17 protein-coding genes are annotated in these 18,578 nt (G+C 60.8%); 11 read left to right on the top strand and 6 right to left on the bottom strand.

The genetic code is table 11. The annotated features are described in order from the left end of the window. Positions 1–7: 7 nt before the first annotated feature. The 8 genes from lepA (at position 8) to tadA (ending at position 8,240) form a co-directional block, all read left to right on the top strand. The gene (gene lepA, locus P5706_RS27125) at positions 8–1,807 is read left to right on the top strand and encodes a translation elongation factor 4 (protein ID WP_138816700.1); all 1,800 of its coding nucleotides are present in this window, start codon (positions 8–10) and stop codon (positions 1,805–1,807) included. 5 nt (positions 1,808–1,812) lie between these two features. Continuing rightward, entirely contained in the window at positions 1,813–2,667 is an 855-nt protein-coding gene (gene lepB / locus P5706_RS27120) for a signal peptidase I (protein ID WP_017136294.1), read from the top strand. A gap of 152 nt (positions 2,668–2,819) precedes the next feature. Continuing rightward, positions 2,820–3,509: a ribonuclease III gene (gene rnc, locus P5706_RS27115; RefSeq protein ID WP_017136295.1), complete on the top strand. Its 690-nt coding sequence runs from the start codon at positions 2,820–2,822 to the stop codon at positions 3,507–3,509. Continuing rightward, positions 3,502–4,404: a GTPase Era gene (gene era, locus P5706_RS27110; RefSeq protein ID WP_034102340.1), complete on the top strand. Its 903-nt coding sequence runs from the start codon at positions 3,502–3,504 to the stop codon at positions 4,402–4,404. The genes rnc and era overlap by 8 nt, the downstream gene beginning before the upstream one ends. 194 nt (positions 4,405–4,598) lie before the next feature. Continuing rightward, positions 4,599–5,288: a DNA repair protein RecO gene (gene recO, locus P5706_RS27105; RefSeq protein ID WP_099486068.1), complete on the top strand. Its 690-nt coding sequence runs from the start codon at positions 4,599–4,601 to the stop codon at positions 5,286–5,288. 51 nt (positions 5,289–5,339) lie between these two features. Further along, positions 5,340–6,083, top strand: a complete 744-nt coding sequence (gene pdxJ, locus P5706_RS27100) for a pyridoxine 5'-phosphate synthase (RefSeq protein ID WP_017136297.1) — start codon at positions 5,340–5,342, stop codon at positions 6,081–6,083. 283 nt (positions 6,084–6,366) lie between these two features. After that, positions 6,367–7,743, top strand: coding sequence for a multicopper oxidase family protein (locus tag P5706_RS27095; protein ID WP_200434372.1), 1,377 nt, complete (start codon positions 6,367–6,369; stop codon positions 7,741–7,743). Then, positions 7,743–8,240, top strand: a complete 498-nt coding sequence (gene tadA / locus P5706_RS27090; RefSeq protein ID WP_200434371.1) for a tRNA adenosine(34) deaminase TadA — start codon at positions 7,743–7,745, stop codon at positions 8,238–8,240. Before P5706_RS27095 ends, tadA begins: the two co-directional genes overlap by 1 nt. Positions 8,241–8,380: 140 nt before the next feature. On the opposite strand, the gene cmoB is transcribed toward tadA, so the two are convergent. The 5 genes from cmoB to lon form a co-directional block, all read right to left on the bottom strand. Then, positions 8,381–9,337, bottom strand: a complete 957-nt coding sequence (gene cmoB / locus P5706_RS27085) for a tRNA 5-methoxyuridine(34)/uridine 5-oxyacetic acid(34) synthase CmoB (protein WP_200434370.1) — start codon at positions 9,335–9,337, stop codon at positions 8,381–8,383. Continuing rightward, positions 9,334–10,077 carry a carboxy-S-adenosyl-L-methionine synthase CmoA gene (gene cmoA / locus P5706_RS27080; RefSeq protein ID WP_285683169.1) on the bottom strand — a complete coding sequence of 248 codons (744 nt, stop codon included), beginning with the start codon at positions 10,075–10,077 and terminating at the stop codon, positions 9,334–9,336. The genes cmoB and cmoA overlap by 4 nt, the downstream gene beginning before the upstream one ends. Before the next feature lie 36 nt (positions 10,078–10,113). After that, positions 10,114–10,770, bottom strand: a complete 657-nt coding sequence (locus P5706_RS27075) for a lysoplasmalogenase (RefSeq protein WP_285683167.1) — start codon at positions 10,768–10,770, stop codon at positions 10,114–10,116. A gap of 1 nt (position 10,771) precedes the next feature. After that, complete coding sequence (locus P5706_RS27070) at positions 10,772–11,161, bottom strand: protease inhibitor I42 family protein (protein WP_200434367.1); 390 nt, start codon at positions 11,159–11,161, stop codon at positions 10,772–10,774. 194 nt (positions 11,162–11,355) lie between these two features. After that, positions 11,356–13,779 carry an endopeptidase La gene (gene lon / locus P5706_RS27065; protein WP_244657910.1) on the bottom strand — a complete coding sequence of 808 codons (2,424 nt, stop codon included), beginning with the start codon at positions 13,777–13,779 and terminating at the stop codon, positions 11,356–11,358. 458 nt (positions 13,780–14,237) lie between these two features. Between lon and P5706_RS27060 the strand changes: the two genes are divergently transcribed. After that, the gene (locus tag P5706_RS27060) at positions 14,238–14,501 is read left to right on the top strand and encodes a hypothetical protein (protein WP_285683164.1); all 264 of its coding nucleotides are present in this window, start codon (positions 14,238–14,240) and stop codon (positions 14,499–14,501) included. 365 nt (positions 14,502–14,866) lie between these two features. On the opposite strand, the gene P5706_RS27055 is transcribed toward P5706_RS27060, so the two are convergent. Further along, positions 14,867–15,856, bottom strand: a complete 990-nt coding sequence (locus P5706_RS27055; protein ID WP_285683162.1) for a GntR family transcriptional regulator — start codon at positions 15,854–15,856, stop codon at positions 14,867–14,869. Between the two features lie 335 nt (positions 15,857–16,191). Between P5706_RS27055 and P5706_RS27050 the strand changes: the two genes are divergently transcribed. After that, positions 16,192–17,523, top strand: coding sequence for an amidase (locus tag P5706_RS27050; protein WP_285683160.1), 1,332 nt, complete (start codon positions 16,192–16,194; stop codon positions 17,521–17,523). An 11-nt stretch (positions 17,524–17,534) separates the two neighbouring features. Beyond that, positions 17,535–18,413 carry a polysaccharide deacetylase family protein gene (locus P5706_RS27045; RefSeq protein ID WP_003234086.1) on the top strand — a complete coding sequence of 293 codons (879 nt, stop codon included), beginning with the start codon at positions 17,535–17,537 and terminating at the stop codon, positions 18,411–18,413. Positions 18,414–18,578: the final 165 nt, after the last annotated feature.

The following is an 18,578-nucleotide window of genomic DNA, read 5'->3' as shown; positions in this document are numbered from 1 at the left end:
TTGATCCGTGAGTGATTTGAGTCATATCCGCAATTTCTCCATCATCGCCCACATTGACCATGGTAAGTCGACGCTGGCCGATCGATTCATCCAGATGTGCGGCGGCCTTGCCGAGCGTGAAATGGAAGCCCAGGTCCTGGACTCCATGGACCTCGAGCGCGAGCGCGGCATCACCATCAAGGCCCACAGCGTTACCCTGTACTACACCGCAAAAGACGGTATCAAGTACCAGCTGAACTTCATTGACACCCCCGGCCACGTTGACTTCACCTACGAAGTCAGCCGCTCGCTGGCCGCCTGTGAAGGCGCCTTGCTGGTGGTCGATGCCGGCCAGGGCGTTGAAGCCCAGTCGGTAGCCAACTGCTATACCGCGATCGAGCAGGGCCTTGAGGTCATGCCGGTACTGAACAAGATCGATTTGCCGCAGGCCGATCCAGACCGCGTTAAAGAAGAAATCGAAAAAATCATCGGCATTGACGCCACCGACGCCGTCGAGTGCAGCGCCAAGACCGGCCTGGGCGTTGACGAGGTGCTCGAGCGCCTGGTCAAGACCATTCCTGCGCCTACCGGCAACTACGAAGATCCGCTGCAAGCGTTGATCATCGACTCCTGGTTCGACAACTACCTGGGCGTTGTTTCCCTGGTACGTGTGCGCCACGGCCGTGTGAAGAAGGGCGACAAGATCCTGGTCAAATCCACCGGCAAGATCCACCTGGTGGACAGCGTCGGTGTTTTCAACCCGAAACACACTGCTACCACCGACCTCAAAGCCGGTGAAGTAGGCTTCATCATCGCCGGTATCAAGGACATTCACGGTGCACCGGTCGGTGACACCCTGACCTTGAGCTCCACCCCTGACGTCGACGTGCTGCCGGGCTTCAAACGCATCCAGCCGCAGGTTTACGCCGGCCTGTTCCCGGTCAGCTCCGACGACTTCGAAGATTTCCGCGAAGCGCTGCAAAAGCTCACCCTCAACGACTCGTCGTTGCAGTACACCCCGGAAAGCTCCGACGCCCTGGGCTTCGGCTTCCGTTGCGGGTTCCTGGGCATGCTGCACATGGAGATCATCCAGGAGCGCCTGGAGCGCGAATACGACCTGGACCTGATCACCACGGCGCCAACGGTTATTTTTGAGCTGGCGCTGAAAACCGGTGAAACGATTTACGTAGACAACCCGTCCAAGCTTCCGGATCTGTCCACTATCGAAGACATGCGCGAGCCGATCGTGCGGGCCAATATCCTGGTTCCGCAAGAGCACTTGGGCAACGTGATTACCCTGTGTATCGAAAAACGTGGCGTGCAGCACGACATGTTGTTCCTCGGTACCCAGGTGCAAGTGACCTACGATTTGCCGATGAACGAAGTGGTTTTGGACTTCTTCGACCGTCTCAAATCCACCAGTCGCGGCTATGCTTCGCTGGATTACCATTTCGACCGTTACCAATCGGCTAATCTGGTGAAACTGGATGTGCTGATCAACGGCGACAAGGTGGATGCACTGGCACTGATCGTGCACAAGGACAACGCGCACTACAAAGGTCGCCAGTTGACCGAAAAGATGAAAGAACTGATTCCGCGCCAGATGTTCGACGTCGCGATCCAGGCCGCCATTGGCGGGCAGATCATTGCACGGACCTCCGTCAAGGCACTCAGAAAGAACGTACTGGCCAAATGCTACGGCGGTGACGTAAGCCGTAAGCGCAAGCTGCTTGAGAAGCAAAAGGCCGGTAAAAAACGCATGAAGCAAGTGGGCAACGTGGAAATTCCACAAGAAGCCTTCCTTGCAGTGCTCAGGTTGGATAGTTAGGTCCTATGTCACTAAATTTCCCGCTGTTGCTGGTCATCGCCGTTGCCGTTTGCGGTCTCCTGGCGTTGCTCGATCTGGTGTTCTTCGCCCCGCGTCGGCGGGCGGCTATCGCCTCGTATCAGGGCAGCGTCAGCCAGCCCGATGCGGTGGCGATCGAGAAACTGAACAAAGAGCCTTTGCTGGTTGAATACGGCAAGTCGTTCTTCCCGGTGTTGTTCATCGTGCTGGTGCTGCGCTCGTTCCTGGTGGAGCCGTTTCAGATCCCTTCGGGTTCGATGAAACCTACCCTGGACGTTGGCGACTTTATCCTGGTGAACAAGTTTTCCTACGGGATCCGCCTGCCAGTGCTCGACAAGAAAGTCATCCCGGTCGGTGACCCGCAGCGCGGCGATGTGATGGTGTTCCGCTACCCAAGCGACCCGAACGTCAACTACATCAAGCGTGTCGTGGGCCTGCCGGGCGACGTGATTCGCTACACCAGCGACAAGCGCCTGTTCGTCAATGGTGAGTCGGTAGCCGAGAAGTTGATCGGCACCGAGCCGAATACCCTGGGCAGCGCTGAGCTGTATCAGGAAAAACTCGGCGCAGTAGAGCACCAGATCCGCAAGGAAATGAGCCGCTACCGCTCGCCGCCCGACACCGAATGGAAAGTGCCGGCCGGGCACTACTTCATGATGGGCGACAACCGTGACAACTCCAACGACAGCCGGTATTGGGATGACCCTAATATTCCCAAGGACCTGCTGGGCATGGTTCCCGACGAGAACATTGTCGGCAAGGCCTTTGCGGTCTGGATGAGCTGGCCGGAACCCAAGCTCAGCCACCTGCCGAACTTCTCGCGGGTCGGGCTGATCAAGTAATACAGGCGGCGCTGTGAACACAGCGCCGAATGCTTTTCTGGGGTTGGGACAATCATTGGCCCAACCCCTTGCTGTACCAATCAGGATTTGAATTTGAACACTGCGTCAATCGTCGATGGCCGCCGGTGCCACCAAACAGATATGGGTAAACCGTGAGCGTTTCTCTAAGCCGTCTCGAGCGCCAGCTCGGCTACACCTTCAAGGACCAGGAATTGATGGTCCTTGCCCTCACACACCGCAGCTTTGCAGGGCGCAATAACGAGCGCCTGGAATTCCTCGGTGATGCCATCCTTAACTTTGCCGCCGGTGAGGCGCTGTTCGAGCGTTTCCCGCAAGCGCGCGAAGGTCAGCTGTCACGTCTGCGTGCACGCCTGGTCAAAGGCGAGACCCTGGCTGTGCTGGCCCGTGGTTTCGGCCTGGGCGAGTACCTGCGCTTGGGTTCGGGTGAGCTGAAAAGCGGTGGTTTCCGCCGCGAGTCGATCCTGGCCGACGCCCTCGAAGCGTTGATCGGTGCGATCTACCTCGATGCTGGCATGGAGACCGCCAAGGAGCGCGTAGTCGCCTGGCTGGCTTCGGAGATCGAGAGCCTGACGCTGGTCGACACTAACAAAGATCCCAAGACCCGCCTGCAGGAATACCTGCAGTCGCGTGGTTGCGAACTGCCACGCTACGAAGTGGTGGATATCCAGGGTGAACCCCATTGCCGCGTGTTTTTCGTGGAATGTGAAATCACCTTATTGAATGAAAAAAGCCGAGGTCAGGGTGTGAGCCGTCGTATTGCCGAACAGGTAGCGGCCGCTGCAGCACTGATTGCCCTGGGCGTGGAGAATGGCCATGACTGATTCAACCGCAACACGCTGTGGCTATGTTGCCATCGTCGGCCGCCCGAACGTGGGCAAGTCCACGCTGCTGAACCACATCCTCGGCCAGAAGCTGGCGATCACCTCGCGCAAGCCGCAGACCACCCGCCACAACATGCTGGGCATCAAGACCGAAGGCACCGTGCAAGCGGTGTATGTCGACACCCCGGGCATGCACAAAGGTGGCGAGAAGGCGTTGAACCGCTACATGAACAAGACCGCTTCGGCGGCGTTGAAAGACGTCGACGTGGTGATCTTCGTGGTCGACCGCACCAAGTGGACCGACGAAGACCAGATGGTTCTGGAGCGCGTGCAGTACGTCACTGGCCCGTTGATCGTCGCGCTGAACAAGACCGACCGCATCGAAGACAAAGCCGAGCTGATGCCACACCTGAGCTGGCTGCAGGAACAACTGCCGAACGCCCAGATCATGCCGATTTCGGCCCAGCACGGCCACAATCTGGACGCCCTGGAACGCGTGATCGCCGAGCACCTGCCGGAGAACGAGCACTTCTTCCCGGAAGACCAGATCACCGACCGCAGCAGCCGCTTCCTGGCCGCCGAACTGGTACGCGAAAAAATCATGCGCCAGATGGGCGCCGAGCTGCCGTACCAGATCACTGTCGAAATCGAAGAGTTCAAGCAGCAGGGCAAAACCCTGCATATCCACGCGTTGATCCTCGTTGAACGTGACGGCCAGAAGAAAATCATCATTGGCGACAAGGGCGAGCGCATCAAGCGCATCGGTACCGAAGCGCGCAAGGACATGGAATTGCTGTTTGATTCCAAGATCATGCTTAACCTGTGGGTGAAGGTTAAAGGTGGTTGGTCCGACGATGAGCGCGCGCTGCGCTCTCTGGGCTACGGCGACCTGTAACCCTTCGCCTGATGGCGGACGGGCGTGTTGTGGCGAGGGAGCTTGCTCCCGCTGGGCCGCGAAGCGGCCCCAACAAGGCCGGCGAGTTTTTTCAGCTATAACTCGATGGCTGGTATAGGGGCTGCTTCGCAGCCCAGCGGGAGCAAGCTCCCTCGCCACAAAAGCGCTCTCCTTTTTTAGAGATTCCCCGTCTCATGTCCCAATCCCCACCTCCCAGCCAACTCGCCTACGTCCTGCACAGCCGCGCCTACCGCGAGACCAGCGCTTTGGTGGATTTCCTCACGCCCCAAGGCCGCTTGCGCGCGGTGTTGCGCAGTGCGCGGGGCAAGGCGGGTACGCTGGCACGGCCGTTTGTGGCGCTGGACGTGGAGTTTCGTGGCAAGGGTGAGCTGAAAAACGTTGGCCGCCTGGAAAGCGTCGGCACCTCGGCCTGGCTCAATGGCGAAGCGCTGTTCAGCGGGCTTTACCTTAACGAGCTGCTGATCCGCCTGCTGCCCGCCGAAGACCCGCACCCCGCAGTCTTCGATCACTATGCCGCCACGCTTGTGGCCCTGGCCGAAGGTCGCCCGCTGGAACCACTGCTGCGCGCCTTCGAATGGCGGCTGCTCGATGACTTGGGCTACGGCTTCGAACTGAGCAATGACCTGCACGGCGACCCCATCGCCGCCGACGGTATGTACCGCCTGCAAGTCGACGCTGGCCTTGAGCGCGTGTACCTGCTGCAACCGGGCCTGTTCCAGGGCACCGAGCTGTTGGCCATGAGCGAGGCCGACTGGAGCGCCCCTGGCGCCTTGTCCGCCGCCAAACGCTTGATGCGCCAGGCGCTGGCCGTGCATTTGGGCGGGCGCCCGCTGGTCAGTCGCGAGTTGTTTCGAAAGCCCTGACAAGCCCGTGTATGCTGTGCAGCGTTTCTTTCCCTTTTCAGGAGCGCTTCCGTGACCACCAGCAATCGCATTCTTCTTGGCGTCAACATCGACCACGTCGCCACCCTGCGCCAGGCCCGGGGCACCCGTTACCCCGACCCGGTCAAGGCCGCGCTGGACGCCGAAGAAGCGGGCGCCGACGGTATTACCGTGCACCTGCGCGAAGATCGCCGCCACATCCAGGAGCGTGATGTACTGGTGCTCAAGGATGTGCTGCAAACCCGCATGAACTTCGAGATGGGCGTCACCGAAGAAATGATGGCGTTCGCCGAGCGCATCCGCCCGGCGCATATCTGCCTGGTGCCGGAAACCCGCCAGGAGCTGACCACCGAAGGCGGCCTCGACGTGGCCGGCCAGGAAGCGCGGATCAAGGCTGCAGTGGAGCGCCTGTCGAAGATCGGCAGCGAAGTGTCGCTGTTCATCGACGCCGACGAGCGCCAGATCGAAGCCTCGCGTCGCGTCGGCGCGCCGGCTATCGAACTGCACACCGGTCGTTACGCCGATGCCACCACGCCCACCGAAGTGGCTGAGGAACTGCAGCGCATCATCGACGGCGTCAAGTGCGGCCTCAACGAAGGCCTGATCGTCAACGCCGGCCACGGCCTGCACTACCACAACGTTGAAGCCGTGGCCGCTATCAAGGGCATCAACGAACTGAACATCGGCCATGCGCTGGTCGCGCATGCGCTGTTCGTCGGTTTCAAAGGCGCGGTCGCCGAAATGAAAGCCCTGATTCTGGCGGCTGCCAAGCACTGATCAGACACTGGAAATCTCCTGTGGAGCGGGCTTGTGTGGGAGCTGGCTTGTGTGGGAGCCGGGCTTGCCCGCGATGCAGGCGCCTCGGTTTTTCAGTTTTACCGAGGTGATGCTATCGCAGGCAAGCCAGCTCCCACACAAGCCAGCTCCCACAGGAAACCTTCAGAGTCTTCATCGGCGTTTTCGCCATGCGGCAATGCGAAGCCTTACTGTTTAGCCAATGCAGGTGTATCGTATCTGCCCTTTGCGGGCCTCTGGCCTGCGGCCGATACGTGAGGTTGTTGTGTCCCGATCCTTTTCCCGTCGACAAATCCTGGGTGGCCTGGCAGGCCTGGCCGTCGTGGGCGTCGGTGCCGGTGGCGGCTATCGCTACTGGCTGGGGAAAGTCGCCGAGGCCAACGCGGGCCACGATTATGAGCTGATCGCCGCACCGTTGGACGTGGAGCTGGTGCCCGGCCACAAGACCGAAGCCTGGGCATTTGGCCCCTCGGCGCCAGGCACCGAGTTGCGGGTGCGTCAGGGCGAGTGGCTGCGGGTACGTTTTATCAACCACCTGCCGGTCGCCACCACCATCCACTGGCACGGCATTCGCCTGCCGCTGGAAATGGATGGCGTGCCCTACGTTTCACAACTGCCGGTACTGCCCGGCGAATACTTCGACTACAAATTCCGCGTGCCTGACGCTGGCAGCTACTGGTATCACCCGCACGTGAACAGCAGCGAAGAACTCGGCCGTGGCTTGGTCGGCCCGCTGATTGTCGAAGAGCGTGAACCCACCGGTTTCAAACACGAACGCACCTTGAGCCTGAAAAGCTGGCACGTGGATGAAGAGGGCGCGTTTGTCGCCTTCAGCGTGCCCCGTGAAGCGGCGCGTGGTGGCACGGCCGGGCGGTTGTCGACCATCAATGGCGTGCCCCAGGCGGTGATTGACCTGCCTGCCGGGCAGATCACCCGCGTGCGCTTGCTCAACCTCGACAACACCCTGACGTATCGCCTCAATATCCCCGACGTTGAAGCGCAGATCTATGCACTGGACGGCAACCCCATCGAACCGCGCCCGTTGGGCAAGGAATATTGGCTGGGGCCAGGCATGCGTATCTGCCTGGCGATCAAGGCACCGCCGGCGGGTGAAGAACTGTCGATCCGTAACGGCCCGGTGCGCCTGGGCACTTTCCGTTCAGTGGCCACTACCGACGCGTCGAGCGAGTGGCCGCCAGCTCTGCCCGCCAACCCAATTGCCGAGCCGGACCTGGCCAATGCCGAGAAACTCAACTTCAATTTCGAGTGGGTCGGCAGCGTGTCGGTGGATGACGGCAAACCGCCGAGCCTGTGGCAGATCAACGGCAAGGCCTGGGACATCACCGACAAGACCTGCGCCGACCGCCCGATTGCCAAGCTTGAGAAGGGCAAGAGCTACATTTTCGAATTGAAGAACATGACCCAGTACCAGCACCCGATCCACCTGCATGGCATGAGCTTCAAGGTGATCGCCTCGAACCGCCACAAGGTGATCCCGTATTTCACCGACACCTACCTGCTGGGCAAAAACGAGCGTGCGCGCGTGGCGTTGGTGGCCGATAACCCAGGCGTGTGGATGTTTCACTGCCACGTGATAGACCATATGGAAACCGGCCTGATGGCCGCTATCGAGGTGGCGTGATGCGCCAGATTCGCCCCGCTGCGATCATCGACCGCAGCCGTGACCAGCACTTCATGCGCGAAGCCCTGGCCCTTGCCGCCCAAGGCGCCGCGCTGGGCGAAGTGCCTGTGGGCGCGGTGCTGGTGCAGGACGGTGAAATCATCGGCCGTGGTTTTAACTGCCCGATCAGCGGCAACGACCCCAGCGCCCATGCCGAAATGGTCGCCATCCGCGCCGCCGCGCAGGCGATCAGCAACTACCGCCTGGTGGGCAGCACGCTGTACGTGACGCTGGAACCGTGCAGCATGTGCGCTGGTTTGATTGTGCATTCGCGCATCGCGCGGGTGGTGTACGGCGCGCTGGAGCCGAAGGCCGGGATTGTGCAAAGCCAGGGGCAGTTTTTTACCCAGGGCTTTCTCAACCATCGGGTGCTGTATGAAGGTGGGGTGTTGGCCGAGGAATGCGGCACGGTACTGAGTGAATTCTTCAAGGCCCGCAGAGCCAAGCCCACACTCTAAAGAACACCGAGGAGCCAATGTGGGAGCTGGCTTGCCTGCGATAGCGGTGCATCAGTCACTGATGAGTTGTCGGGCTGGCCGCCATCGCAGGCAAGCCAGCTCCCACATTTCGATCCCCATTTAGTCAGGGAAATCAGTGTTTATTTCTTGGCGATAATCACCGCCCGCATCGGCGCCGGCAGCCCTTCGATGGTCTTGCTGTGATCATCCGGGTCCAGGAAATCACTCAGCGACTGATACTTCATCCACTCGGTGCCGCGTTGTTCTTCAACCGTGGTCACGCTTACATCCACACAACGCACCTCACTGAAACCCGCGCGGCGCAGCCACAGCATCAGTGCCGGCACCGACGGCAGGAACCACACGTTGCGCATTTGCGCGTAGCGGTCTTCCGGCACCAGCACTTGCTGCTGATCGCCGTCCACGACCAAGGTTTCCAGCACCAACTCGCCACCTTTGACCAGTGTGTCCTTGAGCGCCAGCAGATGCTCGATCGGCGAGCGGCGGTGATAGAACACGCCCATGGAAAACACCGTATCGAAGCCCTCCAGGTTCGACGGCAGGTCCTCAAACGGGAACGGCAAGTGCCAGGCCTTTGGCTCGGACAAGTAGCGCTGCACCGCCTGGAATTGGCAGAAAAACAGCCAGTTCGGGTCCACGCCAATCACGCTGTCGGCGCCCGCGCCGAGCATGCGCCACATGTAGTAGCCGTTGCCGCAGCCCACATCGAGGATTCGCTTGCCCTTCAAATCCAGGTGCGGCGCCACCCGCGACCACTTCCAGTCCGAACGCCATTCGGTGTCCACGTGCACGCCGAACAGGTTGAACGGGCCTTTGCGCCACGGGCTCAGGCCCATCAACGCAGTGTGCATTTGTGCGCGGGTGGCGTCGTCGCAAGCGGTATCCAGCGTCAGGCCATTGAGCAAATCGACTTCGCTGGGCTGGATCTGCGGCAGTGCGTCCAGCGCACTTTGCCAGCGCTCCAGGTCGCCGTGACCCTTTTCCATTTTGCTGTCGAGCTGCGCTTGCAGGCCCTGGGCCCACACGGCCAGAGGAGTGCCGACCAAGTGGCGGGCGAGGGGGGACAAATCAATCATGGCAAGGCAATCAACGAGGCAAAGTTAAGACACTGGAACCACGGCACGACTTTCGAGAACCCAGCCGCCAGCAGGCGTTCGCGGTGTTCTTCGAGGCTGTCGGGCTTCATGACGTTTTCGATGGCGCTGCGCTTCTGGGCAATTTCCAGTTCGCTGTAGCCGTTGGCGCGTTTGAACGCGATATGCAGGTCGGTGAGCAGCGCGTGTTCTTCGGGATCGTTGAACCGCAGCTTTTCCGAGAGGATCAACGCACCGCCTGGCAGCAGCGCCTGGCGGATGCGCCCGAGCAACGCCAGGCGTTGGTCAGGCGCGATAAATTGCAGGGTGAAGTTCAACGCCACCACCGAAGCGGGCTGGAATTGCAGCGCGAGAATGTCGCCCTCAATCACCTCAACCGGCAGCAACTCCTGGAACATCGAGTCCTGGCCGTTGAGGTATTCGCGGCAACGCTCGACCATCGCTGCGGAGTTATCCACCGCAATCACTCGGCAGCCGTCGGTGCGCACATGGCGACGCAAGGCTTGGGTCACTGCGCCAAGGGACGAACCGAGGTCGTAGAGCACGCTGCCCGGCTGGGCAAATTGCGCCGCGAGCACGCCGAGGTTCTCGACGATGGTCGGGTAACCCGGCACCGAGCGCTTGATCATGTCCGGGAACACCCGCACCACGTCCTCGTTAAAGGCGAAGTCCGGCACCTGGGGCAGGGGCTGGGCGAATAGGCGATCGGGTTCTTTGCTCACGGTTGTTCCGGCGACGAGGGGGGAAAGGCCGGCATTTTAGCCAAGTTGGCCCTCGTGTGCGCGGGTTGTCTGATGGAAAGCCGAGGCCGTGATGCCCCACTGGCCGAGCCAGTAGGTGATGATCAGCAAATACGGCGCCGCATCGAAAGCCAGCACAAACCGATTGATGCCGATCAGCGTGTCGGAAAACACAAACGACACCGCCCCCGCTGCTGCAAGCCAGGCCGAGCGTCTCGGCACCTCACTGCCCAGCCGCGCCAATGCGCGCCAGAGCATGGCACTGATCACCAGCGCGTAGACCACCACCGGGACCAGCAAATCGCCCAGGCCGTGGGAAATCAGGATGCTCAACAAAATCGCGCCGACCGCCAGCGCCAATACCAAGGGCAACACCGCCAGGCGGCGGCAATCGCTGAAATAGGCTTTCAAATACGCGAGATGCGCAAACAGGAACGCGCCGAGGCCAAAGATAAACAGATCGCCCGGCCAAGCAAGCAGCACATCACCGACCAGGGAAAAAATCAGCCCCAGGCTGATCCAGCGTCGATAGTCGGTGGGCGGCGCATCATGCAGCCAGCCCAGCAGTGCCAGCACCGGCAGCGGTTTGACCAGCAGGCACAACAGGGTTGCGTGGGTGGTCAGGCCATAGATAAAGGTGCCGGCGCCCATCAGCGCAAGAATCAGCCATGGCATATCAGTTCACCGTAATGGCGCAGTCGAAGGTTTCGGCCGGTTCAGCTTCCGGCTCCCACGGTTGCTGGGACGTAAGCCGCAAACGGCCTTGGCCGGCTGCGAAGGCCTGGAAGCGCCAGGTCGACTGGCCGCCGCCCCCGATCACACCGGATTCGCTGCTGCTGTAGACCTCCGGGCTCAATGCGCGCAACACGCCGCCGGCAGAATCCTGGATCGCCCAGCGGTAGCCGGTGGTGGGGTTGCTCGGCAGGGTGAGGATCAGGTTTTGTCCGGTTTTAAGCTGGAGCGGGCAGGCGCTCTGGTTATCCACGCTGACGTTTTGCTTGGGGGCACTGGCGCATGCGGCCAGCAGGGCAAGGCTCAAGGGGAGAAACAGGCGGGCAGCGGTCATGGGGGCTCCGTTCATTCACGACGAAGGGCGAGCATAACCGAAGATGAGACAAGGTGTGACAAGCAGAAAGTGGTAGAAACCTTTGTGGCGAGGGAGCTTGCTCCCGCTGGGCCGCGAAGCGGCCCCGGCTTTTTTGGGACTGCTGCGCATTCCAGCGGGAGCAAGCTCCCTCGCCACAGGGTTGGAGTGAATTTTTAGAAGAGCACCTTCGCCACATCCGCAAAGCGCTTGGCAAAGTGCACCGTCATGCCTTCCTTCAGGTACTCGGGCAACTCCTCAAAGCTGCCACGGTTCGGCTCTGGCAAAATCAGCTCATGAATCTTCTGGCGCCGCGCCGCAATCACCTTCTCGCGTACCCCGCCAATCGGCAGCACATGCCCGGTCAAGGTCAGTTCGCCGGTCATGGCCACGCCTTTTTTCGGCGGCTGGTTGCGCGCCAGCGACAGCAACGCACTGGCCATGGTCACACCCGCGCTCGGGCCGTCTTTGGGTGTCGCACCTTCCGGCACGTGCAGGTGCACGAACGCTTCATCGAAGAACTTCGGATCGCCGCCAAACGACTTCAGATTCGAGCTGATGTAGCTGTAGGCGATCTCGGCGGACTCTTTCATCACTTCGCCCAATTGCCCGGTGAGTTTGAAGCCGCGATTGAGTGTGTGGATGCGCGTCGCCTCAATCGGCAAGGTCGCGCCGCCCATGCTGGTCCAGGCCAGGCCAGTGATCACACCGGTGCCGGACAGCACTTGCTCGTTGCGGAACACCGGCATGCCCAATGAGCTTTCCAGGTCCTTGTTGCCGATCTTGATCACCGAGTTCGGCTCATCCAGCAACTTGACCACGGCCTTGCGCACCAGTTTGCCCAGCTGTTTCTCCAACTGGCGCACACCGGCTTCTCGCGCATAACCGTCGATCAACGCACGCAGGGCGCCGTCGCTGATGGTCAGGCTGGTTTTCGCCACGCCGGCTTTTTCCAGCTGCTTGGGCCACAGGTGACGCTTGGCGATGGCGACTTTTTCTTCGGTGATATAGCCCGACAGGCGAATCACTTCCATACGGTCCAGCAACGGGCCGGGGATCGAGTCCAGGGTGTTGGCGGTACACACGAACAGCACTTTGGACAGGTCCAGGCGCAGGTCCAGGTAGTGATCGAGGAATTCGACGTTCTGCTCAGGGTCCAGGGTTTCCAGCAACGCAGATGCTGGGTCGCCCTGGAAGCTCTGGCCCATCTTGTCGATCTCGTCGAGCATGATCACCGGGTTCATCACTTCCACATCTTTAAGCGCCTGCACCAACTTGCCCGGCAGGGCGCCGATGTAGGTGCGGCGATGGCCCTTGATCTCGGCTTCGTCGCGCATGCCGCCGACGCTGAAGCGGTAGAACGGCCGCCCCAGGGACTCGGCGATGGATTTACCCACACTGGTTTTGCCCACGCCCGGCGGGCCGACCAGCAGCACGATGGAACCGGCTACTTCGCCTTTATAGGCACCCACCGCGAGGAACTCGAGGATGCGGCTCTTGATATCGTCAAGGCCCGCATGGTGCTTATCCAGCACCTTGCGTGCGTGTTTGAGGTCGAGTTTGTCCTCGCCATACACGCCCCACGGCACGGAAGTGGCCCAGTCCAAGTAGTTGCGCGTGACCGCGTATTCCGGCGAACCGGTTTCCAGGATCGACAGTTTGTTCATTTCTTCGCTGATGCGCTTTTGCGCCTGGGTCGGCAACACTTTGCCCACCAGCCGCTGTTCGAACTGTTCGACGTCGGCGCTGCGGTCGTCCTTGGTCAAGCCCAGCTCTTGCTGGATGACCTTGAGTTGTTCCTTGAGGAAGAACTCGCGCTGATGCTCACCGATCTTGCGGTTCACCTCGGCGGAAATCTCTTTTTGCAGGCGCGCAACTTCAACTTCCTTGCGCAGCATCGGCAGCACTTTTTCCATGCGCTTGAGCATGGGTACGCAGTCCAGCACTTCCTGCAACTCGTTACCGGTGGCCGAGGTGAGCGCGGCGGCGAAGTCGGTGAGCGGCGACGGGTCGTTGGGGCTGAAGCGGTTGAGGTAGTTCTTCAGCTCTTCGCTGTACAGCGGGTTGAGCGGCAGCAGTTCTTTGATCGCGTTGATCAACGCCATGCCGTAGGCCTTGACCTCATCGGTCGGCTCGGTGGGCTGGTGCGGGTATTCGACTTCCACCAGGTATGGCGGGCGATGGTGCTTTAGCCATGTCTTGATGCGTACGCGGGTCAGGCCCTGGGCGACGAACTGCAGCTTGCCGTTTTCGCGGCTGGCGTGGTGCACCTTCACCAGCGTGCCGTACAGCGGCAGGCTGGACGTGTCGAAGTGGCGCGGGTCTTCGGGTGGCGTGTCCATGAAAAACAGCGCGAGCGAGTGGTGGTCGGATTTGCTCACCAGCTCCAGGGTTTCGGCCCACGGCTCTTCGTTGACGATGACCGGCAATACCTGCGCCGGGAAGAACGGCCGGTTGTGGATCGGGATGATATAGACCTTGTCCGGCAGGTTTTGCCCCGGCAGGGCCAGGCCAGTGTTGGACGAGGTTTCGTGTTCAGCGTTTTCGGGGTCGGCGTAATCGTTCAGGTCGATGTCCGGGAATTCTTGCTGGTCGCTCATGGGGCACCTGCATAAGGAAGTATGCAGGTTAGATGGGGCGGGGTGGCGGTGGTTTCAATGGGGGGCGTGAGATAGCAACATATTGCATGAAATTTCCGCCGGCAATCGCTGAACCCTGTGGGAGTTGGCTTGCCTGCTGTGGCGGTTTGTCGGAGTACATATCCGTTGCTGCGGTAACGGCTTCTATTGGTTCCGCTCTTACAGCGGGTCACTTTTGGCAAACGCCCCAAAAGTAACCAAAAGGTCTGTGCCCCACCACTCGGTGCCTCGCTCCGGCTTGAATCCGTGGGCCGCCGCGATGGGCCATCCTTGGCCCAGCGCGGCTAACCCGGCGTCCTGCCGGGTTACCCACGGATTCAAGCCTGCGTTCGGCCATCGTGGTTAACGGGGCGTCTGAGATCAAAAGCAGATCAAGATCAAGATCTACAGCACGGCGGCCTGAAAGCCGACCTGAGTGGTTGAAGCAAGAGCCAGATCAAGTGCGAAGCAAAAACCTATCTGAATACACTGAAGAACTGCTTTTCTGTGGGAGCTGGCTTGCCTGCGATGCAGACACCTCGGTACATCAGGCACACCGAGTTGATGCCATCGCAGGCAAGCCAGCTCCCACAGTTGCCGAGTATGGCTCTGCTGTTGCTTTGCTGTTGCTGTTGCTGTTGCTGTTGCTGTTGCTGTTGCTGTTGCTGTTGCTGTTGCTCTGGCCCTTACATCCTTTTCGATGACGAAGTCAGCGGTCTTTTGATCTGCGCTTTTGATCTTGATCTGAAATCGCCCCGTCAAACACGATGGCCGCAATTCGACAGGGATTTGGGGGGTAAACCGGCAGGGATGCCGGTTTAGCCGCGCTGGGCCAAGGATGGCCCATCGCGGCGGCCCCCCAAATCACTGGCGGATTGCGGGCATGCCGAGCCATAGCGAGGCACCGAGTGTTGGGGCGAAGACTTTTTGGTTACTTTTGTGTCTTTACAAAAGTGACCCGCTGTAAGAGCGGAACCAATAGCAGCCGTTACCGCAGCAACGGATATGTACACCACCAAAAGCCCGCCATCGCAGACAAGCCAGCTCCCACATTTCAGACCAAGTGGCGTCAGCTGATTTTGTGCAGGTAGGCCGGCAGCGGCTGTTCTGGTAACACCGACAGCACCTTAAGGCGCTGCAACATCCGCTGCCGCGCCCGCTGCAAGTGCTCACGCAAATTCAGCGCGGCCGCATCAAATGCCCCATGCAGCAACAACTCCAGAATCAAGCGATGTTCGGCGAGCATGGCAGGATCTGCACCGATCCCCAGCAAACGGTAAAAAATACGGCTGATGATCATCGGGCTCTGGCCCTGGCGGATCAGCGCGGCGATCTTGCGGTTTTGCAGGCCGGCCAGGCAGCGCTGGTGCAAGTCTTCTTCGATCTGCTCGATGGCTTCCAGGCTGCAGTGCGGGCTTTGCTCGGCGTCCAGCACGCGTTGCAACATCGCTTCGAGCATCTCGCGGTCCAGGTTTGGCGCGCTCTGGCGCAACGCTTCGGGTTCCAGGCAGGCGCGCAGTTCGTAGTCTTCGGTGACTTCCCGCGCGGTCAACGGCCCGGCCAGCCACTGGGAATAGGGTTCTTTTTCCACCAGGCCACGGTCGCGCAGGCGCATCAGCGCTTCACGCACCACGGCGCGGCTGACGCTGTAGTGGTCGGCGGCGGCTTGCTCGTCGAGCCGGTAATGACCAAAAGCAATGCACGTGGACAGCGCCGCGCCGATTTCCTCGACGATCCGCTCACCCAGCGGCCGCGTATCCACCAACTCAGCGTCGCCATTAAGGCCCAGGTGCGCATGGCTCAGGGGCAAGCGCAGCGGCTCCATGGCCAGGCCTTTGGGGTTTATCAAATAGCCCCGGCCATTGAAGCGGCAAATCAGGCCCTCGTCATGCAGCAGGTCCAAAGCCTTGCGGACTGGAACGCGGCTGGTGCCGAACAGTTCCGCCAGCGGCGCTTCCAGCAACACCAACCCGTGGCGCGCAGTGCCGTTAACGATCGCATCACGCAACAGCTGGTGAATCATCGCGTAACGGGAGGCCGAGGCGGACACTGCTTTCATCGTGTTCTCTTTGGCGTGTAGGAAAGTGGCCGGGGATTCTCTCATAGATGCGCCTGTCACTCTGCGCCACAGCGGTGGCACTTTTTTGGGGCCGGCAAGGAGAAAACGTTACTTTTTGCACCAAAATGTATTTATTAATAAAAGATACATTATTTCAATTTCCGATAGCCTCATCACTCGCGTGGCTTTATTTCGCATACCCTAAAACCATCTATCCCGCCGTTGTTGGCGATAAACCTTATGAGCACAACAACAGCCTTAAAGAGACTGGCACGAAATCTGCCTTTGTAAAATGTACATTTTATTAATATGTACGTTTTGTGAGGGTCATCTTGATGTCAGACGCCACCTCAATGGCCCAAGCGTTCGCCAGCGGTCGCAACGATCCGGTGCAGGCGCTGGAACAGGCACTCGCCCACGCGAGCACGGCGCCCAGTGTGTTTATTTCCCTGACCGCCGCGCGCGCACGCCGTGAGGCCGAGGCGGCCGCCGCGCGCTGGCGTGCCGGCCAGCCTTTGAGCGTGTTCGACGGCGTGCCACTGGCCTGGAAAGATCTGTTCGACGTGGCGGGCAGCGTCACCACCGCAGGCGCCGCCTATCGCCGCAACGCTGCGCCGGCCCTGATCGATGCGCCCAGTGTCGGGCTGTTATGCCGCGCTGGGATGGTCAGCATCGGCAAGACCAACCTCAGCGAACTGGCGTATTCCGGCCTGGGCCTGAACCCGCATTTCGGCACGCCCCATAACCCCACAGGCAGTGATCAACCGCGTATCCCCGGCGGCTCGTCGTCGGGCTCGGCGGTTGCGGTGGCGGCTGGGATTGTGCCCATCGCCATGGGCACCGACACCGCCGGCTCGATCCGCATTCCCGCAGCGCTTAATGGTGTGGTGGGCTATCGCAGCAGCTGTCGGCGCTACAGCCGCGACGGCGTATTCCCGCTGGCGCACACCCTCGACAGCCTCGGCCCGCTGACCCGCAGCGTGCGCGATGCGCTGGCCATCGACGACCTGCTCAACGGCCGCACGCAACAGCACGTCGCCCGCAGCCTCAAGGGCCAGCACTTCGTCCTGGAGCAGGGCACGTTGGAAGACATCGAACCCGCCGTGCGCAATAACCTGCTGCGCGCGGTGGACCAGCTCAAGGCTGCCGGCGCGTTGATCGAGGTGCGCGCATCAGCCACCTTCCAGGCCACCCTCAACCTGATCAAGCAGGACGGCTGGCTCGGCTCATTCGAGGCCTTCGCCTTGCACGAAAACCTGTTGGACAGTCGCGATGCCGAGCAACTCGACCCGCGTGTACGTCGCCGCCTGGAGGCCGCGCGTGAATTGCCCGCCAGCCAATTGCTGCACCTGATCGACGCGCGTCGCCGCTTGCAACTGCAACTGGTGGATGAGCTCGACGGTGCATTTCTAATTACCCCGACGGTCGCCCATGTCGCCCCGGCGCTGGCACCGCTGCAAGCCGATGACGAGCTGTTCGTCAAAACCAACCTCGCCACCCTGCGCCTGACCATGCCCGGCAGTTTGCTCGACATGCCTGGCGTCAGCCTGCCCAGCGGCCGTGATGCCCTGGGTTTACCCACCGGCCTGCTGCTCAGCGCTCCGAGCGGCGAAGACGCACGCCTGCTCAGGGCCGCGCTGTCGGTCGAAAACACCCTGAATTTTTAAGGAGACACACCATGGCTAAAGACATTCTCTGTGCATTTGGCGTCGACGTAGACGCCGTCGCCGGCTGGCTCGGCTCCTACGGCGGTGAAGACTCGCCGGACGACATCTCCCGCGGCCTGTTCGCGGGTGAAATTGGCGCGCCGCGCCTGCTCAAACTGTTCGAGCGCTACGGCCTGCGCACCACTTGGTTTATCCCCGGCCACTCGATGGAAACCTTCCCCGAGCAGATGAAGGCGGTGGCCGACGCCGGCCACGAAATCGGCGTGCACGGCTACAGCCACGAAAACCCGATTGCGATGACCGCCGAGCAGGAAGAAATCGTCCTCGATAAGTCGATCGAATTGATCACCCAGGTCACCGGCAAGCGGCCGACCGGTTATGTCGCGCCATGGTGGGAGTTCAGCAAGGTCACCAACGAGCTGCTGCTGAAAAAAGGCATCAAGTACGACCACAGCCTGATGCACAACGACTTCCACCCGTACTACGTGCGCAAGGGCGACAGCTGGACCAAGATCGATTACAGCCAGCACCCGGACACCTGGATGAAACCTTTGGTGCGCGGCGAAGAAACCGACCTGGTGGAAATTCCGGCCAACTGGTACCTCGACGACCTGCCGCCAATGATGTTCATCAAAAAAGCCCCCAACAGCCACGGCTTCGTCAACCCGCGTCACCTGGAAGAAATGTGGCGCGACCAGTTCGACTGGGTCTACCGCGAACACGAACACGCGGTGTTCACCATGACCATCCACCCCGACGTGTCCGGTCGCCCGCAAGTGCTGTTGATGCTCGAGCGCCTGATCGAACACATCCAGAGCCATGCCGGCGTGCGCTTCGTCACCTTCGACGAAATCGCCGACGACTTTATCCGCCGCCAACCGCGTACCTGATCTGAGTCATCCGTTACCTGTGGCGAGGGAGCCTGCTCCCGCTGGACTGCGGAGCAGTCCCATTTTTTAGGGCCCCTTCGGGCCCCAGCGGGAGCAAGCTCCCTCGCCACAGGTTCAGGTTCCACCTTAGCTAGTCGGCATTTGCCCCCAACCCTGCGAGGCGCG

The organism is Pseudomonas sp. ChxA (genome assembly GCF_030263855.1).
Lineage (GTDB): Bacteria > Pseudomonadota > Gammaproteobacteria > Pseudomonadales > Pseudomonadaceae > Aquipseudomonas > Aquipseudomonas fluorescens_CB.
The sequence above is the reverse complement of the archived record's forward strand: the minus strand, read 5'-3'. Positions and strand labels throughout refer to the sequence as shown.